The following is a 20,431-nucleotide window of genomic DNA, read 5'->3' as shown; positions in this document are numbered from 1 at the left end:
GTTGACCGCTTATTGTATCAACTTAGGGTTTTAGTTTGTCACTAAACAGGTGCGCTAATTTTTGTAACTTAGGGGCGATAATTATCTGGCAGTAAGGCTGATATGGGTTGTTATCAAAATAGCTTTGATGTGCATTCTCAGCTGGGTAAAACGTTTGTAACGGTTCGACAGTGGTAACAATGCTGCTGTTAAAAAAACCATTGTTGTCGAGTTCCTTAATCATCTTTTCCGCCATTGCCTGTTGCTCGTTATCAATAGGGAATATAGCGGAGCGATATTGACTACCAACATCGTTACCTTGGCGATTGAGTTGCGTTGGATCGTGAACGGTAAAAAATACCTGCAATAACTCTTCAAAACCTATGATGCTCGGGTCATAGGAAATTTCTACGACTTCCGCGTGGCCAGAACGCCCTGAGCAAATGTCACGATAACTTGGGTTGGTAACATGCCCACCCATGTAACCCGAGATGGCATGGTGTACACCTTTAAGTCGAATCAATGGTGCTTCAATACACCAAAAGCAACCGCCTGCAAGATAGGCTTTCGTTAAAACCGTGGTCATTTGTGTCTCTTAAATTAATGCTGTTATATTAATCATACGATGAAACCTTTATATTAGCGCATTCCTTTTGCGTTTAACTCTATAGATTATATGAATCAACAAACTTTACTTGAGGCGATTAATACGACAATGCCGTTTGGCAAGTACGCAGGTCGTAAACTTTTGTTATTACCTGAGCCTTATTTGGTTTGGTTTAACGGTAAAGGTTTTCCTAACGGCAAACTTGGCCAACAATTGGCGCTTATTCATGAAGTTAAAGTTAACGGCTTAGAGTCGATGTTAATGCCATTGCTTAAAGATTAATCTATATAGGTGCTTTTGTAGATATTTTTAGATGTAAAACCATATTTTTAATAGTTTTTTATGATGAGTCTTGGCGTGCTGAGGTTGAAAGTCTTCGCTAAAACATTTCACCCTATCAATTTAACATGATGTTTTTATTACAGATAAATGACGTTTTTAAGGCTTTAGTGCAATTAAAACTGGTGAATAATCAATAAATATCAACAAAAAATCATAAATTATTGTACTCAATGACAACATTTTGCGTGTCTTTGATTACATAAAAGGGCTTGCGTCGGAGTTTTAAATACGTCTATATTAGTTATGTCGACGCAGTAATTTCGACCACTTCCAAGCGGTGTCCCTGTAACCGCTGATCTTCAAATAATAGAGGAATCATTTATGAAAAGACAGAAGCGTGATCGTCTAGAACGAGCTCATTCTAATGGCTACCAGGCAGGCCTTGCCGGGAAACAAAGAGATAATTGTCCTTATCAAACGGAAGAAGCAAAAATGCAATGGCTAGGCGGCTGGCGTGAAGCGATTAACGATCGAAATTTGGGATTATTCAAGTAAAACTAAGGTAACGAATTCAAATAAAAATGCCCTCTATTGAGGGCATTTTTATTTGTCTGTCGACAATGATTTATAAATGCCTTATCGCCGAGGCTTTAAATTGAATATAAACCTCTGAACCAATCTGCAAATTCAACTTTTCGACCGAGTAGCGTGAAATATTTACCGCAAATCGGTTGCTCAATACGTCGACATAAACCAGCGCAAGGTTTCGACTCAGGCGACGAATTTCACTAATGTTACCGGCAATAATATTGTTAATCGAACTGTTCTCAGATTTGTCTAACGTAATCGATATGTCACTTGCCATGACATAGGCACGGGTAAAGCTGCCTAACGGCTGATTGATAACATTGCTAAATAGATTGATGTGCTGTTTTCGGCCCTGTTGATCATGGCTGTTGTTATCAATTAATGCCAATTGCGTTAAACCAAAGTTTATTAAATGTTGCTGAACTTTAAGTGACAACGATGTTTGCTGGCTAAATGATGAAGCAATTGATTGATCAAGTTGATTAATAACTTGATGCACATGGCCCATTTGAATAACTTTGCCTTGTTCCATGACCAACACGTCATCCGCCAATTGTTGGATCTCAGCCACGCTATGACTGACATATAACATGGGTAAAGACAATTGCTGGTGGATGTCTTTTAACAAGGTGATCATTTCCCCACGACTCTTGTTATCGAGCGAGCTTAACGGTTCATCTAAAAGCAAGAGTTTAGGGGCACTCAACAGAGCTCTGGCTAAGGCAACACGTTGCTTCTCTCCTGCAGACAGTTTATCGACACTGCGTGTTAATAAGGCGTCAATTTTGGTCAGTTTACTGATTGTTGCCAGCGATAAGCCTTTATTACGGCTGCGCTTTAACGCAAATGCCAGGTTTTGTTCGACATTTAGATGTGGAAACAAGCGGGCGTCTTGAAACACAAAGCCAATCTGCCTTTTGTCGGCGGCGATAAATGTCGAGTCATCTTGAATGACTTGATCAGAAAAAGTTATCTGCCCATCTGCGTCATCATTAAGGCCCGATATTATGCGTAATAAGCTGGTTTTACCGGAGCCAGAATGACCTAAAATACCGGTTATGCCATCAACCTTGATGTGCTGGGCAAAATCGAGCTTAAAGCCTGGATAGCTGAGCGATATATCAATAGCTAACATTAGTTGGCCACCTTAATCTTGCGTTCAGCACGGTAATTTAACAGATAGATAAACGCCAGTAATAGCAGTGAACCAACTAATAACCCGCCGGCTAAATAATGCGCCGTCTGGTAATTCATCGCTTCGACCTGATCAAATAGGGCGATGGATAAAACCCGTGTTTCGCCTTCAATATTGCCACCTATCATTAACACCACACCAAATTCTCCGATTGTATGGGCGAAACCGAGGCTAGCAGCGGTGATAAAGGTTGCTTTGGTCATTGGCACGACAATATTAAAAAACCTGTCTAAAGGGCCTGCACCGAGCATAATGGCCGCTTCAATATGAGTATCACCTAACTGTTCAAAAGCTTTTTGTAATGGTTGCACCACAAACGGCAGAGAATAAATGATTGAGCCAATGACAATACCGGTAAAAGAAAATGCCAATGACGAGCCCGTAAGGGATTGTAAAAAAGAACCGCTGGCGTAATTAGGCGAAAATAGTAAGAGCAGATAAAAGCCTAACACCGTTGGTGGTAAGACTAATGGTAGGGCGACTAATGCTTCTAATATCACCTTGAAACGTGACTGCATTTGTGCCAACCACCATGCCAATGGCGTACCAATAATTACCAATATAATGGTGGTTATTGCTGCCAATTTTAGGGTTGTGGCCAGGGCTAGCCATTCATTGTAATAATCCAAACCAAGCTCGACCTTTTATTGTGTTTTTCTAGTTTGTGTTGCTGGTTTTGTGACGTTACTCGGTGGTAACGAATCAGCTTGATCGCTAACAGGTGCTGCATCGGTGGCCTTGTCAGCCGTTAGATAACCAAAATCGGCAATAATTTGCTGGCCTTGTTCTGACAGCACATATTGATAAAACTTACGCGCCAATTCGAGGTTGGCAGCATTTTTTAACACCACAACCTGTTGTTCTAATGGCGTATGCAGGCTGTTGTCGATCAATACCCCATGACCTTGGGTCGATGTGAGTAGTTGCGAGTAAGAGATAAATCCATAGTCGACGGCGCCTGTCAGTGTCTGCTGATAGGTTTGATTAATGTTGTTGCCAGTTATTAACTGTTGATGAAAGTATCGCCATAAGTTTCGCTTAACCAGCACTTGTTTGGCGGCATTACCATAGGGGGCAAGATGGGGCGCCGCCATGGCGATTCGGCCTTTGTAATCTTGTAAATCGGCTAAACTAATAGGTCCTTTTTGGGTATTAGACCAAAGCGCTATTTGGCCTATTGCGTATGTTTGTCGATGATGCTCTTCAATCAGGCCTTGCTGCTCTAATAATTGCGGGCGACGAATGTCAGCAGCGAAAAATATATCAAACGGTGCACCATGGCGCAGCTGTTGATACAGCACGCCAGTCGATGCGACAGAGATCATTGGTCGATGTGGATATTGTTTGGCAAATTCGGCCAACAATGTTTCTACGGGTTTGGCAAAATTGGCGGAGCTCGCCACTCTGAGTGTGTCGTTGTTGAAAGCGATACTGTGGGTACTAGCAAAAGTTGCGATACACAATAACAATAACCTAATGGTTACCATTTATTAGCCTCTTGATTATCTGAATGTTTGGCACTTACCCAGCGTTCACCGCGGGATGTGTTTTCTTTTTTCCAGAATGGCGCGTTTACTTTGAGATAATCCATTATAAATTCGTTGCCTTGGTAGGCATCTTTTCGGTGTTTGCTGGTGACGCCAACAAAAACAATTTTCTCACCTACCGCTAAGTCGCCAACTCGATGAATGATGGTAATGCGACCTAGCTGCCAACGCTGGCACGCTTGCTCGGCTATGTGCTGCAAACATTGTTCTGTCATGCCAGGATAATGCTCCAAGGTCAATTGACTGATTTGTTCACCATCATTGTTGTTGCGGACTCGACCGACAAAAGTAACCAGTGCGCCATCGCTCTGGTTATGCGCCTCTAAAGTATCAACTTCTGAGGCGAAATCAAAGTCTTGTTGTTGCACTTTAATAATGATATTAGCCATACTAGCCACCAGTGACCGGTGGAAAGAAAGCCAAGGTATCACCGCTATTTATGACCAGACTGTCGTCATTCACCATTACCTGATTAACCGCTTGCATTAAATTACGGTCATTAAATACTTTCTGCCAAGCCTCGCCACGTTGCGCCAATTGTTGCTTTATTTGCAGCAAGGTTTGTTGTTCATCACCTAGCTCGAGTTGCAGTTGTGGGCAATCTAATGATTCTCTTACTGCGGCAAAAAATAACACATCAATGATCATCATCTTCTCCTAAGGCTGAGCTTGCCAATGGCCGGTTTTGCCGCCTTGCTTTTCTAAAACCCGAGTGCCATCGATCACCATAGCAGGATCAACCGCTTTACACATATCAAATAAGGTCAGAGCAGCAACACTGGCAGCGGTAAGTGCTTCCATTTCTACGCCTGTTTGGCCACTTAGGCGGCACATGGTTTCGATCCGTACTTGATTGGTTTCAGAAAGGATTTGAAAATCGACTTGTACTTTGGACAACATCAAAGGATGGCATAAAGGGATCAAATCACTGCATTTCTTTGCTGCTTGAATACCGGCAATTCGAGCTACAGCAAACACATCGCCTTTGCGGTGCTCACCTTTACTGATCAGTTGTAACGTTTGTTCGCTCATACTGATATACGCTTCTGCTCGCGCTTCACGAGCACTGATAGGCTTAGCACTAACATCGACCATGTTGGCTTCGCCTTGCTTATTTAAATGACTTAGCTCTGCCATGGTTAACCTCGCGTTTGACACGCATCAGACAAATTTAAATGCGGTGCAAAATTACAAGGTTTATGCTCTGCATCCAATTGTTCCGCTATGATTTTGTCCCATGCGGTTTTACATGCGTTGGTTGAACCTGGTACACAAAAAATGACGGTTTTATTAGCCATGCCAGCAAAGGCTCTTGATTGAATGGTCGAGGTGCCAATTTCTTTATATGAGATATAGCGAAACAGCTCGCCAAAGCCTTCAACGGCTTTATCAAATAACACACTTATCGCTTCGGGGGTATTGTCTCGTTGACTAAAGCCTGTGCCACCTGTTGAGATAATAACGTGGATATTATCATCGGCTATCCAGTTCGAAACCGCGGCTCTGAGTTGATATACATCATCTTTGACGATGGTTTTAGCGGCCAATGTGTGACCGGCGCGCTCTAACCTGTCGACTAAGGCTTTGCCCGAGGTGTCGGTTTGTTCATTACGGGTATCTGATACCGTTAAAACGGCAATGTTAAGTGCTGTAAATTTTTCGCTCGCATGAGAAGACATACGCTTTGTCCTTGTTCTTGTTTTATTCTATTGGTCTAGAAAAGGCGGATTTACCAAGCATTTTTTTTGCCTGCTCAAACTCTTGTGGCGTATTGGTGTTAAACAATAGCTTGCTATCTTGTAGCGCGATAGATTGACTGCTGACTTTTGAAAATGCTTGTCTTAATGAGGGCGCTTTACTGTTCGCTTTAAACTGGCTGCGGACGAAGCTATCATTGAGAAAGTCAATAAATGGTGCGCTAACGGGGATGTACGCCGGTAGTGCGCTTTCATTGAAATAACTGATCTTGTTGGCCAATGCACCTTTAATTCGTAGTTGTTGCAAATGCTTGGCGTCCATCATTGGCATATCGACGGGCAATACCAATATGGTTGCTGGTCGATAGGTGTTGATGATCGAATAAATTCCGCCAAGCGGGCCGGCGTTGCTGATCAAATCAGGCGCTCCGCCGCTGTTTGCGCCGGATACCACGACTTTGTCGACGCCGCATTGTTGTAATAGATTAACGCTGCGTTGTTTTAGCGTACTATCTTCAAGGTTTAATAAGGCTTTATTTTGCCCCATGCGCTGTGATTGACCGCCAGCAAGGACGACACCAAGGCATTCGTATTGAAATTCCATGCTATTAAACTTCCATCCTAATTTACTCGCTTTTGCTACTAACCGCCCAGCATAGACAGATGCTTGGTCGCACCGGTAAAACCGTCATGCAGTAAGTGACTTATTTTTTTATCCTGCAAGAGTGCTACTAAGTTTTGTTCAAATTCACGGGTGTCATCAGTTTGTAGGTATTGACGAATAGGTAACCCTTGTTCGCTAAATAAACATAAATGTAAATTACCTAAACTGGACACGCGAAGTCGGTTGCAGGTTGCACAAAAATCTTTGTCATATGGCATGATAAGGCCGATTGAACCTTGATAATCACTGTGTTGATATACTTCCGCAGGGCCCGCTGTTTTAGTGCGGACTTGCGGTATCCAACCATTGACTAACAGTTGATTCTTGATGTGTTGACCACTGACATGTTGGGCATTATAAAAATCGCGATTATCGCCGGTTTGCATTAATTCGATAAAGCGTAAGCTGATTGGCTTGTCTTTAACATAACGAAAAAACTGCTGTAAATCGTGACCATTGTACTCGCGCATTAAAACCGTATTGATTTTGATTTGTTGAAAGCCATCGCACAAGGCATTATCTATGGCTGACAAAATACTGTCGAGCTTATCTTTGCCCGTAATCGCGGCGAATTGGCGTGGGTCAAATGAATCAATAGAGACATTCAAGGCATCTAGGCCGGCATCCATCCAGTGTCGATATTGGCTTTGCATATTAAAGCCATTGGTGGTCAACGCCACAGTTTTAATACCAGATGTTTGTTTACACAGCTCTATTGCTTGCGGTAAATCTTTGCGCAACGCGGGTTCACCGCCGGTTATGCGGATTTTTTCTGTACCTAAACGGGCAAAGCCACGAGCGACTCGAGAGATTTCATCAAGGGTCAGGAATTGGCGATCATGCTCACACTGATAACCATCAGGCAAACAATACTCGCAACGAAAGTTGCATACATCGGTTATGGATAGCCTCAGATAATAAAATCTGCGGCCAAATACGTCTTTTAACATTTCACCTTTCCAAAGTCGGGAGGCCAATCGGTTTCCCTTTTGACCCTGGCAGCGAAAACATAACGAAATATCATGCTTGGCTGCGGCCAGACACCCATACCTGATAGTCAGGGTTAGCGTGCAAGGCTCGGCGTGCTTGTATTACATGTGTCACTTAAGGTTAACACCAAATCGCAAAATACACCAAATTATGATGCACAAAAATGCCTTGCGAAACGATAAGTTAGCTTATAAAAAACGGCCAATTAAAAATTCATTGGCCGTATTAATTTGAATCTTGTAACTCAGTACCGATCAATTATTGGCTGAGTTTTGATTCAGTTGCGACTAATAAGCGGCGCTCAACATCAACCAAAGTTTGGTGGTGTCCGTTGATAAGTCATCGGCATTATATTGTGCCGCTTTAACCAACACTGAATAGTGCTTATTAATGCCATAAGAGGCTGTGAAATTAATTTCATCGCCATATTCGTCATTGCCTGAATCGGCTTCAAGAATGTGGTAACCGGCAGCCAAACCAAAACCTGCAAACTTGGTCGATGCCTTGATATAAGTATCTACCACACCATCAGCAGGTGTATTTAAGAACTTATCGGTAAAACCTTGAAACGCGTGCAATGTCGCTAATGGTGTACTAAAGCCAACGCCATTATCGCTGCCTAACGATTCTTGACCTAGGGTGACGGTAAAGCTGCCAAGTTTGGCAGCCACTTGTGCGAGATAATAATCCGCTTCATAGTTGTTTGGATTGTCACCTTCATCTTCTTGGGTTGCCGCAGCAAACTTTAACATCAAGCCAAGGCCACCGATATCGACTTGCCCTTGATACAAAGCACCTATGGTGTTGCTTGACGCTGTTGCAGCGTTGTCAAAATCAAGGTAGTAGTTGTACCCCGTAATACTATGTTTTTTATTGAAATTGAACTTAGCATTAAGTAAGTAGATATCGCCATGGTAATCGGAATTGGCACTATCTTCGCCAAATATTCGGTTTACGTTGTAAACATAACTGCCATCAAGTTTTAAGCGTTTAAAAGGGCTGAATTGTACTCGGTAACCGTCAAAGGTTTGTTCATTTTGACGCCAAGCAACACCACCAACAAAACGTTGATCATCAAGTACGATACGCTGACGACCACCACTGACGGTAAGTATTTTATTACTGTATTGCACAAAGGCTTGATTGATTTCACTGCCGTCTGGATCGGCGACGACAGGGTAGTCGGTTTTGCCATTGACGGTTGAGTTAAAGGCGTCATCGCCAATGTTCGTGACATCATCTACTTCGACTTTGGCCGAAAAATTGGCAAATTTACCTGTGGTCACGGTGAGCCTACTTTTTAACGTAGATGCAAGCGCATCCTCATCTTTGCCGTCTTCATCGACCGACTCGACTCGATATCTTAAGTTTACATCAACTTTACTGTCTTTAACGGCTTTGCTGATTTTGTCGCCTAAATCAGCATTGGCATAAAAACTTGTGCTAAGGCCAAGTACAGCGGCACTCAGTGGTAAAAGCTTTTGATATTTCATAAGCAGTTTCCTCGGACTATTGGGCTTATTAATTTGCAATAAATCGTTATTATTTGTTTTGTCGCTGTTGATTCTATTGCATCGCACACTAAGTTTAGTTGATTTTGATCAATGTAGTGGCAACATTAATGTAACACCTGATTAACAAAGGGGTTGTAATGTTGCTAATCTTCAATAGAGTAGATAACAGAAGATATAAACGCGTTTTATAAAGGTTGTAGATATAATGAGTGATTCATGTGCGGTTCCAGGACTACTGGAATTTGAACAAGCCAAAAACATGTTGCTTGATATTGTTAAGCCCGTCATTGAGATTGAAGACATCGCAATAGAGCAAGCAGCAAGTCGAGTGATGGCTAAACCGGTGTTGGCGAATATGGCTGTACCGCCTCACAATAATTCAGCCATGGATGGTTATGCCTTCGCTTGGCACAAGGATTTAAACAGCGCCGTAGAGCTTGATGTAATCGGCCGCTCTTTTGCTGGCGAACCATTTAATGGGGATGTCGGCTTTGGCCAATGTGTACGTATAATGACCGGCGGTAAAATGCCTGCCGATTGCGATACTGTGGTTATGCAAGAGCATACGCAGCACGATAATGGCAAACTGCGCATTGATACGTTACCAGCGAAAGGGCGTAACGTGCGCCTAGCTGGTGAGGACATAGCCCATGGCAGTCAAATATTCGACTCTGGACATTGCTTAGGCCCTGCAGATATTGGCTTATTAGCGTCAATCGGTGTTGCCAGTGTAAGCGTGTACCGTCCGCTAAAGGTGGCGTTAATCGCCACGGGCGATGAGCTAAAAACACCCGGTAGTGAGCTCAAAGATGGCGATATTTATGAAACAAATCGGTTTGTCCTAAAAGCAATGCTTAACAAATTAGCGGTCGAGGTGATTGATTTTGGCATTGTCCCCGATGATAAAGACGCCTTGCGCCAAGCATTTTTACAGGCTGATCAGATGGCCGATATCGTAATTTCAAGCGGTGGTGTGTCCGTTGGCGAAGCAGATTACACTAAAGATATATTAGAAGAACTCGGACAGATAGATTTTTGGAAAATCGCCATGAAACCAGGTAAACCATTAGCGTTTGGACGCTTATCTGACAGTGTCTTTTTTGGTTTGCCGGGCAATCCCGTATCGGCGACGATTACCTTGTATCAACTGGCTTTGGCTGGCATTGAAAAAATGCAAGGTAAGCCACAACGTCAACGTGCTAAGTTTTTAGCCACCTGTTTACATGATCTAAAAAAGTCACCAGGTCGCATGGAATTTCAGCGGGCTGTTTGGATGGTAAACGATGATGGCTCCATTGTTGTTGATAGCACCGGCTCACAAGGCTCGGGCATATTATCAAGTATTTCCAACGCCAATTGCTTCATAATCTTATCACGCCAACAAGGGCGGGTATGTGCCGGTGAAAAGGTTTGGGTGGAGCCATTCGATTCCTTGTTAAGCTGCTGATATTGAAAGTTTTTCATAATTTGCCAAACTTAAGGTTAATATACTGGCTTAGGCATTGACAACGATTCACCATAAGCAGCCAAAACAACCAATGCTGAGCCTAAACGAGAAGAGAAAACAATATGATGAAATATCTAATTACCAGCGTCTTTTTATTGTTAACGATAACCCCTGTTACGCAAGCGCAAGCGCAAGAGCAAGAACAACAACTTGATGAAAAGTTAACTTTGTTTGGCAAATATCTTGGTAACTGGGAGGCGGTATTTGAATCTGTAGATGGTAAACCTAGTGTGGTTGATGTCGCTCATTGGGAGCGAGCATTAAATGGTAAAGCAATCCGTACCCTGCACTCCATTAATGATGGCGTATATGGTGGTGAGTCATTGATCTTTTGGGATAAAGAAAAGCAAAAAGTGGTATTTTATTATTTTACCACCGCTGATTTTTATACTCAGGGCTACATTGAAATTGTCAGTGATAACAGTTTTATTGCCTATGAGGACGTAACAGGTAATGAGGACGGTATTACCAAAGTACGCTCAACCAGTGTGCTTGAAAAGGACAAATTAACGGTCAGCACCGCATATTTTAAAAATGATGAATGGACACCTTCGGAATCGAGAAGTTATACCCGTTCTAACAAGAAAGTCATTTTTAAGTGATAGGGTATCTTTAGTTGCCTAGTTAAGCCGCTAACGTTGTTAAAATGAGCAACTAAAGCAGGACTAGCAAAACAGCACAAGAAAACGGCATAAACAAGCATAAAATCAGACATAAAAAACGCCAGATTATCTCTGGCGTTTTGCGTTTTATCAAACATTTACTTTTACGTCATAGACTCTTGCTTTACGTACCTGAGCTTTATGTATCGAAGCTTTATGTATCTAAAATTTATGTATCTAAGTTTTATATACATTAGCCTTATAGCGGGATACTAAACCACATGATCAATAAAGTCGGTACTAAAATCCTTCGACACCTTGCATATCAGGCAGCTCGTGAGCAATGCCTTTATGACAATCAATACAGGTTTTCTCGCCACTTGCTAATGAGGTCGAATGTTGGTCAGACGCTCGGCTGCTTTGAGCGGTAAAGTCCATGTAATCGAAGTTGTGACAGTTTCGACATTCCAATGAATCATTGGCTTTGAGTCGAGCCCACTCATGTTCGGCAAGTTCTCGCCGCTTAGCAAGAAACTTTTCACGGGTACTTATGGTACCGAAAATCTTACCCCAAACCTCTTTAGATGCTTGCATTTTTCGGGCAATTTTATCTGTCCAGTTATGCGGCACATGGCAATCAGGACACGTTGCCCGAACACCAGAACGATTGGTAAAATGAATGGTCGGTTTTAGTTCTTGATAGACATTGTCACTCATTTCATGGCAACCGGTACAGAATTCCTCTGTATTGGTGACTTCTAACGCGGTATTAAAACCACCCCAGAATATAATGCCAGCAACAAATCCACCTATTACTAAAGTACCTAGACTGTAATGCACACTCGGACGCTTGAGAGTGTGCCAAATACGCATAATAGTATCTTTCATAGCACATCCTTAGTCATTTGTGTCGCCGTCTTTTTTACTACTTTCTAATTGTTTTGCCTGTATCAGTTTGTTCATATCAACAAACTGATTTTCTACCAGCGCTTTTGTGTCGTATTGAACCACGTGGCATTGATTACAGAAATAACGTCTTGGTGAAATTTCTGCAAGAAAATTGCCGTCTCTGTCCATGTAGTGGGTTACGCTAACCATAGGCGCTTGTGAATCTTCTGTCCTGTTTCTTGAATGACAGGACATACACTTATTGACATTAAGATCGACCTGATAGTTGTCAATTTTGTGCGGTATTAATGGCGGCTGCATCGGATAGGCACGACTGCGTCTGACATCATCGTTGTTAACCTTAGGAATAACCTCAGGCTCTTGTTGAGTGTCAATGGCGGTTGCGTCTCGCAACGTTGCTATTTCATTGGCGGTTGCAAATAAGGCTAGAAAAGCCAATACGCAACCTAAGCCGGTGAAGGTGAGTTTTGAACGGTTCATACTGCCTCCTTAAGCTTTCTCGATGCGAACTGCGCATTTTTTAAAGTCGGTTTCTTTTGACATCGGATCGGTGGCATCCAAGGTAACCTTGTTGACCAAACGACTTGCATCAAACCACGGCATGAATACCAAACCAACTGGCGGTTTATTACGACCTCGGGTTTCAACTCGTGTTTGCACTTCACCACGTCGAGACACGATTTTAACCAAGTCGCCACGACGGAACCCGCGTTTTTGCGCATCTTCTGGATGCATATATACCACGGCATCTGGTACGGCCTTGTAGAGCTCAGGAACACGTTGGGTCATCGAGCCTGAATGCCAATGCTCGAGTACTCGTCCTGTTGATAACCATAAATCAAACTCACCATCAGGTACTTCCGCTGGTGGCTCGTACGGTAGGGCGAAGATAATGGCTTTACCGTCTTTGTGACCATAAAATTGGAAGTCAGTACCCGCTTCAACGTATGGGTCACTGCCTTCTTTGAAACGCCACAAGGTCTCTTTGCCGTTAACCACAGGCCAACGCAACCCGCGCTCCTCATGGTATCTCTCAAACGGTGCTAGATCATGAGCCTTACCACGGCCAAATGACGCATACTCTTCAAATAAGCCTTTTTGCAGGTAAAAGCCAAAGTACCGTGCTTCGTCATTAAGTCGGTCGTCCGGGATCTCATCCAGTTTAAATTTATCCACTTGACCATTAGCAAACAATACGTCAAATAGCGTTTTACCTTTCACCTCAGGTTGCTTGGCAATCAAATCTGCCGGCCAAACCTCTTCCACTTTAAAGCGTTTGGAAAACTCGACTAGCTGCCATAAGTCGGAATGCGCTCCTTCAGGTGGTGGTACTTGTTGATACCACAATTGGGTACGGCGCTCGGCATTACCATAGCCACCTTCTTTTTCTACCCACATTGCCGTTGGTAGTATCAAATCCGCTGCTTGCGCAGTTACTGTTGGGTATGGGTCTGACACCACAATAAAGTTGTCTGGGTTTCGATAGCCAGGGTAACCTTCCTCATTCATGTTCGCTGCCGCTTGCATGTTGTTGTTTACCTGAACCCAATAAAAGTTGGTTTTACCATCTTTAAGCATACGGTTTTGCAATACCGCATGATAACCCAGTTTAGGGTTGATGGTGCCCGGAGGCAGTTTCCAAAGTTTCTCGGCTTTTTTACGATGATCAGGGTTATTTACAACCATATCTGCTGGCAATCGATGTGCGAAGGTACCAACTTCACGTGCCGTACCACACGCCGATGGTTGGCCGGTCAGTGAAAACGGACTATTACCCGGAGTGGAAATCTTACCGGTTAATAAATGAATGTTGTAAACCAGGTTATTTGCCCAAACACCACGGGTATGTTGATTGAAGCCCATAGTCCAAAACGAAGTAACCTTGGTATTTGGATCAGCATACATCTCAGCTAATTCTTTTAGCTTGTCGACAGAGACACCTGATAACTTCGATACATACTCGGCAGTATACTTGCTAACGAACTTAGCATATTCGTCAAACGTAATTGGTTTTGAGCCACCAGCTTTTGTGGCATTTTTTGCTTTTTTCTCTAGCGGATGCTCTGGACGTAAGCCGTAACCGATATCCGCATTACCAATTTTAAAATTGGTATGTTTATTAACAAAGTCCTTGTTTACTCGATCGGTTTCAATAATGTAATGGGCGATATAGTTAAGAATCGCTAAGTCAGTTTGTGGAACAAACACCATGCCATTATCTGCAAGTTCAAAACTGCGATGCTCAAAAGTAGACAGTACAGCGACTTTAACATGCGGTGCACTTAAACGACGGTCGGTCACTCGAGTCCAAAGGATAGGGTGCATTTCCGCCATATTTGAGCCCCACAGAACGAAGGCATCGGCGTTTTCAATATCATCATAACAACCCATCGGCTCATCAATACCAAAGGTACGCATAAAGCCAACAACCGCAGATGCCATACAGTGACGGGCATTCGGGTCAATGTTGTTGGAGCGGAAACCTGCCTTATACAATTTTGCAGCGGCGTAACCTTCCATAATTGTCCATTGCCCAGAGCCGAACATACCGACACCGTTCTCGCCATTTTTCTTCAGCGCTGCTTTGGCTTTTTCCGCCATAATATCGAAGGCTTGATCCCATTCGATAGGGGTAAAATCACCATTTTTGTCGTACTTGCCATTTTTCATTCTCAGCAAAGGCTGAGTCAAACGGTCTTTGCCGTACATGATTTTAGACAGGAAGTAACCTTTTACACAGTTAAGGCCTTTATTCACCGGTGATTTAATATCACCATGAGTGGCAACGACCTTACCATCCATAGTGGCGACGTTGACACTACAACCCGTGCCACAGAAACGACAAGGCGCTTTGTCCCACTTTAACTTGGTTAAGTCTGAACTGGTGATTAAATTAGAGGCACTGGCTGGAACCGCGATACCGGCCGTAGCAGCAGCAACGGCTACCGCATTTGCTTTAATAAATTCACGACGATTGAGTTTCATGGTCGCTCCCTATTCTTCAATATACTGATGGTAAACCGGCGATAGGGTAAGCATACCCGGTGCCAGTTTGAGTTGATCGGCGCGTTGCCCTATCACACCTTGATTATCGGCCTCAAGGGTAAAAACCACTTTGCCTTGTTCATTACTTGCATGAATTTCGGCGCCGGGTGTGTCGGCAATGGATTGCATTGCTGCGTCTTTTTGCGAGACGTCAATTTGACTGATAAAGCTCGCAATATGGTATTCTTGTGTCTCACTCATCACTTACCTCCGAGACCGCGATTAACTCCAGCGATTGGCTGGGGCATGCATTTACACACGCACCACAACTGGTGCACTGAGATTGATTGATGCTGGGTGTCGGTATCGAGCTTTTATAGTGAAACTCTATCGCTCTGGTGTCGCAGACATCCTTACAGCTTTGACAATAGATCTGGTTACTGGCCAGACAGTTGTCTTTTATATTGAGGTGAGCAGACCAAGCCTGCTCATCGGTATTTTTGAATAATGGTTGCTCACAGACGTCAACACACTTTTCACAAAAGGTGCACTCACCTAAATTGAAATCTACCGATACGAACCCATCGTCACTTTTCACAAGAATGTTTTCAGGGCACGCAGAAAGACAGTCGCCGCACTGAGTGCAACCATCGAGAAAGACTTTTTCATTAATAACCCAGGGAAGCCTGAGTTTGGGTTGTTTAATCCATTGCCGGCCACGCAAAAAATTGCGCCGCGAAACATCGGCAACGCGACTTGGTTGTGTCATCTAGCTTACCCCTGGAGGACCAAAAATTATTTGGCTTATCCAAATCGCAAAACCCAAGCCACCTACGATGGCGACAGATAAAATCGGTGCTAGAAAAACCGCCAAAAAGATAAAGGTATTACGCTCATCTTTCTTCTGATTTTCAATATCGATATGTTCAGTCATAGCGCTGCTCAGTTGTTTAAATTGTTAAGCAATTGTAAACGGTTATCTGGTTGAAATGTAAACAAGTTGCTTAAAACTTGATCTTGATCATCTAATTAGTTTAGTTCACCGAAAAAAGTTAGCCACTTATAGACCAATAAAATATGAAAAATTCTAAATGCTCTGTGGGTTTGCTAGAATGCAAAATATTCTTTATTTGATAATGGCTTAGGATTATCACTGTGCAACGATATATCGCCGAAAAAATAATAAATCTAAAAACCAGCGAACAGCGTGGTGTGTTGATTTGTGTCGGTGAGCAGGTTTGGTTGCGACAAACGTTGGCGATTGTTGATGACTTAGTCAACTCCGAACAGGTTTTACGTTTTAATTTAACCGCGCCTGAAAATGACAGCCAAACCACTAAGCAAAACAACAAACAAAATCAAAAACAAAATAACAATGTGGACAGTAAAAGCTATCGCCACCAACTGGGTCGTGAATATGGCTATTTATGGTTTAACGGTGGCGGCATAAGCGCTTGCCAAGATATGTCCAATACAGAATCGTCATTAACCGCATCGTTTCATGTGGATGCGTTTGCTGCGTTAACAGGAACCTTAGTTAAAGGCGCATTGAGCGTTGTCTTTTTGTCTGCTGAACAAGTTAGTAATAGCCTGTTTTTAAAGAGAATGCTGGCTATTTCGGCAAGGTTCTCTGAGATCGACGTGATAGAACAGCATCAAGCCCTAGATATCGATAAGCTGCGGACTAATTGTCATACAACACTAGCGTCTAATACCTCTAAAGCAGCGCCGGTTAAGTTGCCCTTTAGTTGTAAAACCGAAGAGCAAGTCGACGCCGTCAATACCATTGAGCAGGTACTGCTTGGACATCGAGATAGACCGTTAGTGATCAGCGCCGATCGAGGTCGCGGTAAATCCACCGCATTAGCCATCGCGGCTGCCAAGATATTAACCAAGGGCGATAAACACATTGTTGTAACCGCACCTCATCCAGACAGTTTGCAAATATTTTATCAACAGCTTAAGCAGCATTTACCTGATGCTAGACAAAAGCAACACGGTATTGAATATGGTGATAGCCGCATTGAATTTATTCCTGTCGATGTGTTGCTTAGGCAAAAAGTGTCCGCCGCAATGGTGTTAGTGGATGAGGCTGCAGGGATCCCAGTGCCTCTACTTGTGCAGCTACTGGCGGATTATCATCGTATCGTGTTTGCTTCAACCATACATGGTTATGAAGGCGCAGGTAGGGGGTTTAGTCAAAAATTTATGGCGCTATTGCGACAGCAAAAACCGCAACATCGTCATTTGCATATGCAGCAACCGATTCGTTGGCGTGACGACGACATGTTGGAAAGGTTCAGCTTTGATAGCTTTCTATTGGCGGCGACATTGCCAGAGGTAGCAGACGATTTTACTGAATTAACTTACCACCATTATCAAGCCAAACAGTTGTATCAAGATGATGAGCTGTTGAGTCAGATATTCTCTTTGTTGGTGTGCGCACACTATCAAACCAAACCCAGCGATTTAAAACTTTTGCTCGATGATGAACACGTTCATTTATTGGTGGTAAAAGCCGATAACTTGGTGTGCGGTGTCAGTTTGATGTTGGCTGAAGGCGAGCTTGATGATGCGCTAATTAGGCAAATCAAACTAGGCAAGCGTCGACCGAAGGGGCATTTATTACCGCAATCTTTGTTGGCGCATGGTGGTTTCGAACAAGCATTCGAATACCGTTATTTACGTATTGTTCGCATTGCGGTACTGCCGTGTTGGCAAAATCGAGGTATTGGCGCGAATCTGCTGGGCAAATGCCTTGATTACAGCCGGAACCAAAGCTTTGATTTTTTATGTTCAAGTTTTGGCGTTAATGCGCCATTGCTGAAGTTTTGGCAAAACGCTGGTTTTTCCATGGCTCGCTTGGGCTTTAGCCGAGACAAAGCCAGTGGTGAACATTCTGCCATGGTTCTGCAGGCATTGAATAAGCGTAGCGAGGAATTTGCTGCACAAATTAGTAGCGAGTTTTATATAAACTTTCACTATTATTTGGCAGAAGAGTTTAGCGCTTTAGCAAGCGAGCTGACATCGCAAATTTTGGTCAACAAGCGACCCCATTCCTCTGTTGATATATCGCCGAGTCGTGATAATCAAATCGTCGCTAAATTTGTCGTTGGTGCTATGGTTTATTCTAGTTGCGCCGCCAGTTTGTCGCGTTGGTTAAAGACCAATTTTGCTGATATCCATAGCGATAAAATCACTGTAATTAGTGACCAAGACAAAGCATTGTTGATGGGTAAACTCTGGCAACGGCGCAGTTTCTCAGATATTGCCGAACAGATAGGACTGACTGGTAAAAAAGCCGCATACAAAAAGCTGCAACAGGTGATACGTAGCTTGTACTTACACGTTGATTCTCTCGATGAGTCAGCGCCAGACGAGATGATAGCGAGAAAACGACATGAAGATGAGTTGTAATGGCGAAACATAACATACTGACGGTAAATAATCTGATTAAACACTACGGTCAGGTTAAAGCGGTCGATGGTATTAATTTTAACGTTGAACAAGGCATGTGCTTTGGTTTACTTGGCCCAAATGGCGCGGGAAAAACCACCACCATTGAAATTATGGAAGGTATATTGACCGCAGATTCTGGCGATGTGGTGATTAACAGTGATAGCGATAAACCGTTTAATGAGCTTATTGGTATTCAGTTTCAACACACAGCGTTACAGGATTTTTTAACGGTTCGTGAAACATTAAATTTGTTTGCCAGTTTTTATGAACAGCACTTAGCCATTGAAGAGCTATTAGAGCTCTGTCAGCTCAATGAGTTTATCGACAGAGACAGTCGCTTACTGTCTGGTGGTCAACGACAACGCTTGCTATTGGCGCTAGCACTGATTAATGATCCAAAAATAGTCTTTCTTGATGAACCAACAACCGGTCTAGATCCGCATTCGAGACGGCAGTTTTGGCAGCTAATAAAGCGCATTAAAGGGCAAGGTAAAACGGTGATTTTAACCACTCATTACATGGATGAGGCTGAGCAATTATGCGATCAAATAGCGATTATGGATCAAGGTAAAATCATAGAGCAAGGGGCACCGCAAGCGCTGCTCAATAGGCATTTCCAACAAGTGTTTATGTACTTGCCTTTAGATAATGTTAGCACTGAAATTATCGACGTAAATCAGTGGCAGATTCGCGATAATCGGGTTGAGATAAAGTCCACCGACGTTGAAAAAACGGTATCACAATTGTTGGCTTTAGCTATCCCACTTACGGGCTTGCACATAAAGTCGGCCAACCTCGATGATTTATTTTTAAAACTCACAGGCCATAGCCTTGGAGGCGAATATGATTAAGTGGTCAAGGCTATGGGCAGTATTTAAGGCCCGTAATTTGGAGTTTTTTCGCGACCGGTCGTCGTTGGCTTGGAACATTGCTTTTCCGGTGTTGTTACTGGTGATTTTTTCTATCGCTTTTTCTGGTGATGGCCGCGCGGTATACAAGGTTGGTGTCATGGCCAAAGCTGAATCGAGCCACCCATTTTTACAGACTCGATTTATTGATTTTATCGATTATCAACACATTGATAAAGCAATGATCAAACTCGATCAACACGAAATAGACTTGATTGTTAATGATGCGGGTAAAGCCTATTGGGTAAACGAAAATTCACCCAAGAGCTATATGGTGGAAAAAATATTTCTTGCCGACAGTTTAAATTATCAACGCCAGGTTACCCGTGGTGAGCCAATTCGCTATATCGATTGGGTATTGCCGGGGATTTTTGCCATGAACATGATGTTTTCTTGTTTGTTTGGTGTTGGTTATGTCATTGTTCGCTATCGAAAAAATTCGGTGCTTAAGCGATTAAAGGCAACGCCATTATCGGCGCTTGAATTTGTCGGTGCACAACTGTTGTCGCGATTATTTATTGTGTTGTTTATGGCAGCGGTGGTTTACATTGGTTGTAACTGGATTTTCGATTTTATCATGCTTGGTAGTTACCTCGACTTGTTTTTAATTGCTGTTATTGGCGCAGTAAGCCTTATTAGTATGGGTCTGTTGATTGCAACGCGCAGTAAATCTGAGGAGTTGGTTGGCGGTTTGTTAAACATGGCGACCTGGCCAATGATGCTATTATCTGGGGTTTGGTTTTCTTTAGAAGGCGCACCTGATTGGGTTAAAACCGTTGCCGATATTTTACCATTGACGCATTTAGTGGGGGCCGGTCGGCGTATTATTACCGAAGGCGCAACACTTAATGATGTCGGTTATTCGATAATCTGGTTGTTAAGCTTTACCCTGATTTGCTTGTTATTGAGCTCGCGCCTATTTAGTTGGGATGCTGATAGGTAAACCCCCGCCACGGCGGATAAAAAACGCCTGCTTAGCAGGCGTTTTTTATTTAACA

24 protein-coding genes and 1 riboswitch are annotated in these 20,431 nt (G+C 43.1%); of the genes, 7 read left to right on the top strand and 17 right to left on the bottom strand.

What is annotated here, in order from left to right:
- Positions 1-22: 22 nt before the first annotated feature.
- The gene (gene msrA / locus HII16_RS01755) at positions 23-565 is read right to left on the bottom strand and encodes a peptide-methionine (S)-S-oxide reductase MsrA (RefSeq protein WP_169126926.1); all 543 of its coding nucleotides are present in this window, start codon (positions 563-565) and stop codon (positions 23-25) included.
- A 90-nt stretch (positions 566-655) separates the two neighbouring features.
- On the opposite strand from msrA, the gene HII16_RS01750 reads away from it, so the two are divergent.
- Positions 656-868 (top strand): DUF3820 family protein, encoded by a 213-nt coding sequence (locus HII16_RS01750; protein WP_169126924.1) that lies wholly within the window; start codon positions 656-658, stop codon positions 866-868.
- 381 nt (positions 869-1,249) lie between these two features.
- Complete coding sequence (gene rmf, locus HII16_RS01745) at positions 1,250-1,423, top strand: ribosome modulation factor (protein ID WP_135437892.1); 174 nt, start codon at positions 1,250-1,252, stop codon at positions 1,421-1,423.
- Positions 1,424-1,493: 70 nt separating this feature from the next.
- Here rmf and modC read toward each other — a convergent pair whose 3' ends face one another.
- The 10 genes from modC to HII16_RS01695 form a co-directional block, all read right to left on the bottom strand.
- Positions 1,494-2,591, bottom strand: coding sequence for a molybdenum ABC transporter ATP-binding protein (gene modC / locus HII16_RS01740; RefSeq protein WP_169126922.1), 1,098 nt, complete (start codon positions 2,589-2,591; stop codon positions 1,494-1,496).
- Positions 2,591-3,280 carry a molybdate ABC transporter permease subunit gene (gene modB, locus HII16_RS01735; RefSeq protein WP_169126920.1) on the bottom strand — a complete coding sequence of 230 codons (690 nt, stop codon included), beginning with the start codon at positions 3,278-3,280 and terminating at the stop codon, positions 2,591-2,593. Before modB ends, modC begins: the two co-directional genes overlap by 1 nt.
- Before the next feature lie 15 nt (positions 3,281-3,295).
- Positions 3,296-4,138 carry a molybdate ABC transporter substrate-binding protein gene (modA, locus tag HII16_RS01730; protein ID WP_169126911.1) on the bottom strand — a complete coding sequence of 281 codons (843 nt, stop codon included), beginning with the start codon at positions 4,136-4,138 and terminating at the stop codon, positions 3,296-3,298.
- Complete coding sequence (gene moaE / locus HII16_RS01725) at positions 4,132-4,587, bottom strand: molybdopterin synthase catalytic subunit MoaE (protein WP_169126909.1); 456 nt, start codon at positions 4,585-4,587, stop codon at positions 4,132-4,134. Before moaE ends, modA begins: the two co-directional genes overlap by 7 nt.
- A gap of 1 nt (position 4,588) precedes the next feature.
- Positions 4,589-4,849: a molybdopterin converting factor subunit 1 gene (gene moaD / locus HII16_RS01720; protein WP_248289468.1), complete on the bottom strand. Its 261-nt coding sequence runs from the start codon at positions 4,847-4,849 to the stop codon at positions 4,589-4,591.
- Between the two features lie 6 nt (positions 4,850-4,855).
- Positions 4,856-5,335 carry a cyclic pyranopterin monophosphate synthase MoaC gene (moaC, locus tag HII16_RS01715; protein WP_169126907.1) on the bottom strand — a complete coding sequence of 160 codons (480 nt, stop codon included), beginning with the start codon at positions 5,333-5,335 and terminating at the stop codon, positions 4,856-4,858.
- 2 nt (positions 5,336-5,337) lie between these two features.
- Positions 5,338-5,877, bottom strand: coding sequence for a molybdenum cofactor biosynthesis protein B (gene moaB / locus HII16_RS01710; RefSeq protein ID WP_169126905.1), 540 nt, complete (start codon positions 5,875-5,877; stop codon positions 5,338-5,340).
- A gap of 22 nt (positions 5,878-5,899) precedes the next feature.
- Entirely contained in the window at positions 5,900-6,499 is a 600-nt protein-coding gene (locus HII16_RS01705; protein WP_169126903.1) for a molybdenum cofactor guanylyltransferase, read from the bottom strand.
- Positions 6,500-6,537: 38 nt separating this feature from the next.
- Positions 6,538-7,509, bottom strand: coding sequence for a GTP 3',8-cyclase MoaA (gene moaA, locus HII16_RS01700; protein WP_169126901.1), 972 nt, complete (start codon positions 7,507-7,509; stop codon positions 6,538-6,540).
- Positions 7,496-7,654: riboswitch (molybdenum cofactor riboswitch) on the bottom strand. (Overlaps the previous gene by 14 nt.)
- 182 nt (positions 7,655-7,836) lie before the next feature.
- Complete coding sequence (locus HII16_RS01695) at positions 7,837-9,042, bottom strand: alginate export family protein (RefSeq protein WP_135437883.1); 1,206 nt, start codon at positions 9,040-9,042, stop codon at positions 7,837-7,839.
- A 226-nt stretch (positions 9,043-9,268) separates the two neighbouring features.
- Here HII16_RS01695 and glp point away from each other — a divergent pair, with 226 nt between their 5' ends.
- A complete protein-coding gene (gene glp, locus HII16_RS01690) occupies positions 9,269-10,510 on the top strand; it encodes a gephyrin-like molybdotransferase Glp (RefSeq protein WP_169126899.1) in 1,242 nt (413 codons plus the stop codon).
- A 125-nt stretch (positions 10,511-10,635) separates the two neighbouring features.
- Positions 10,636-11,172, top strand: a complete 537-nt coding sequence (locus HII16_RS01685; protein WP_169127267.1) for a hypothetical protein — start codon at positions 10,636-10,638, stop codon at positions 11,170-11,172.
- Positions 11,173-11,472: 300 nt separating this feature from the next.
- Here the strand turns inward: HII16_RS01685 and HII16_RS01680 are convergent, their stop codons facing one another.
- From HII16_RS01680 to napE, 6 genes are read right to left on the bottom strand one after another with little or no spacing between them, the layout of a single operon-like run.
- Complete coding sequence (locus HII16_RS01680; RefSeq protein ID WP_135437881.1) at positions 11,473-12,060, bottom strand: cytochrome c3 family protein; 588 nt, start codon at positions 12,058-12,060, stop codon at positions 11,473-11,475.
- Between the two features lie 9 nt (positions 12,061-12,069).
- Positions 12,070-12,561: a nitrate reductase cytochrome c-type subunit gene (locus tag HII16_RS01675; protein WP_169126897.1), complete on the bottom strand. Its 492-nt coding sequence runs from the start codon at positions 12,559-12,561 to the stop codon at positions 12,070-12,072.
- 9 nt (positions 12,562-12,570) lie between these two features.
- Positions 12,571-15,066: a nitrate reductase catalytic subunit NapA gene (napA, locus tag HII16_RS01670; RefSeq protein WP_169126895.1), complete on the bottom strand. Its 2,496-nt coding sequence runs from the start codon at positions 15,064-15,066 to the stop codon at positions 12,571-12,573.
- A gap of 9 nt (positions 15,067-15,075) precedes the next feature.
- On the bottom strand, positions 15,076-15,327 hold the full coding sequence (locus HII16_RS01665) for a chaperone NapD (RefSeq protein WP_169126893.1): 252 nt from the start codon (positions 15,325-15,327) through the stop codon (positions 15,076-15,078).
- Complete coding sequence (gene napF / locus HII16_RS01660; RefSeq protein WP_169126891.1) at positions 15,320-15,835, bottom strand: ferredoxin-type protein NapF; 516 nt, start codon at positions 15,833-15,835, stop codon at positions 15,320-15,322. The genes HII16_RS01665 and napF overlap by 8 nt, the downstream gene beginning before the upstream one ends.
- The gene (gene napE, locus HII16_RS01655; RefSeq protein ID WP_135437876.1) at positions 15,836-16,000 is read right to left on the bottom strand and encodes a periplasmic nitrate reductase, NapE protein; all 165 of its coding nucleotides are present in this window, start codon (positions 15,998-16,000) and stop codon (positions 15,836-15,838) included.
- A gap of 221 nt (positions 16,001-16,221) precedes the next feature.
- Between napE and HII16_RS01650 the strand changes: the two genes are divergently transcribed.
- From HII16_RS01650 to HII16_RS01640, 3 genes are read left to right on the top strand one after another with little or no spacing between them, the layout of a single operon-like run.
- Complete coding sequence (locus HII16_RS01650; RefSeq protein WP_169126889.1) at positions 16,222-18,483, top strand: GNAT family N-acetyltransferase; 2,262 nt, start codon at positions 16,222-16,224, stop codon at positions 18,481-18,483.
- Positions 18,483-19,376, top strand: a complete 894-nt coding sequence (locus HII16_RS01645; protein WP_169126887.1) for an ABC transporter ATP-binding protein — start codon at positions 18,483-18,485, stop codon at positions 19,374-19,376. The genes HII16_RS01650 and HII16_RS01645 overlap by 1 nt, the downstream gene beginning before the upstream one ends.
- Positions 19,369-20,376, top strand: a complete 1,008-nt coding sequence (locus tag HII16_RS01640; RefSeq protein WP_169126885.1) for an ABC transporter permease — start codon at positions 19,369-19,371, stop codon at positions 20,374-20,376. The genes HII16_RS01645 and HII16_RS01640 overlap by 8 nt, the downstream gene beginning before the upstream one ends.
- The last annotated feature ends 55 nt before the right edge of the window (positions 20,377-20,431 follow it).

The sequence above is a fragment of the Thalassotalea sp. Y01 genome, assembly GCF_012932945.1.
In the GTDB taxonomy this organism is placed as follows: domain Bacteria; phylum Pseudomonadota; class Gammaproteobacteria; order Enterobacterales; family Alteromonadaceae; genus Thalassotalea_A.
This window is presented reverse-complemented; position numbering and strand designations above follow the sequence as displayed.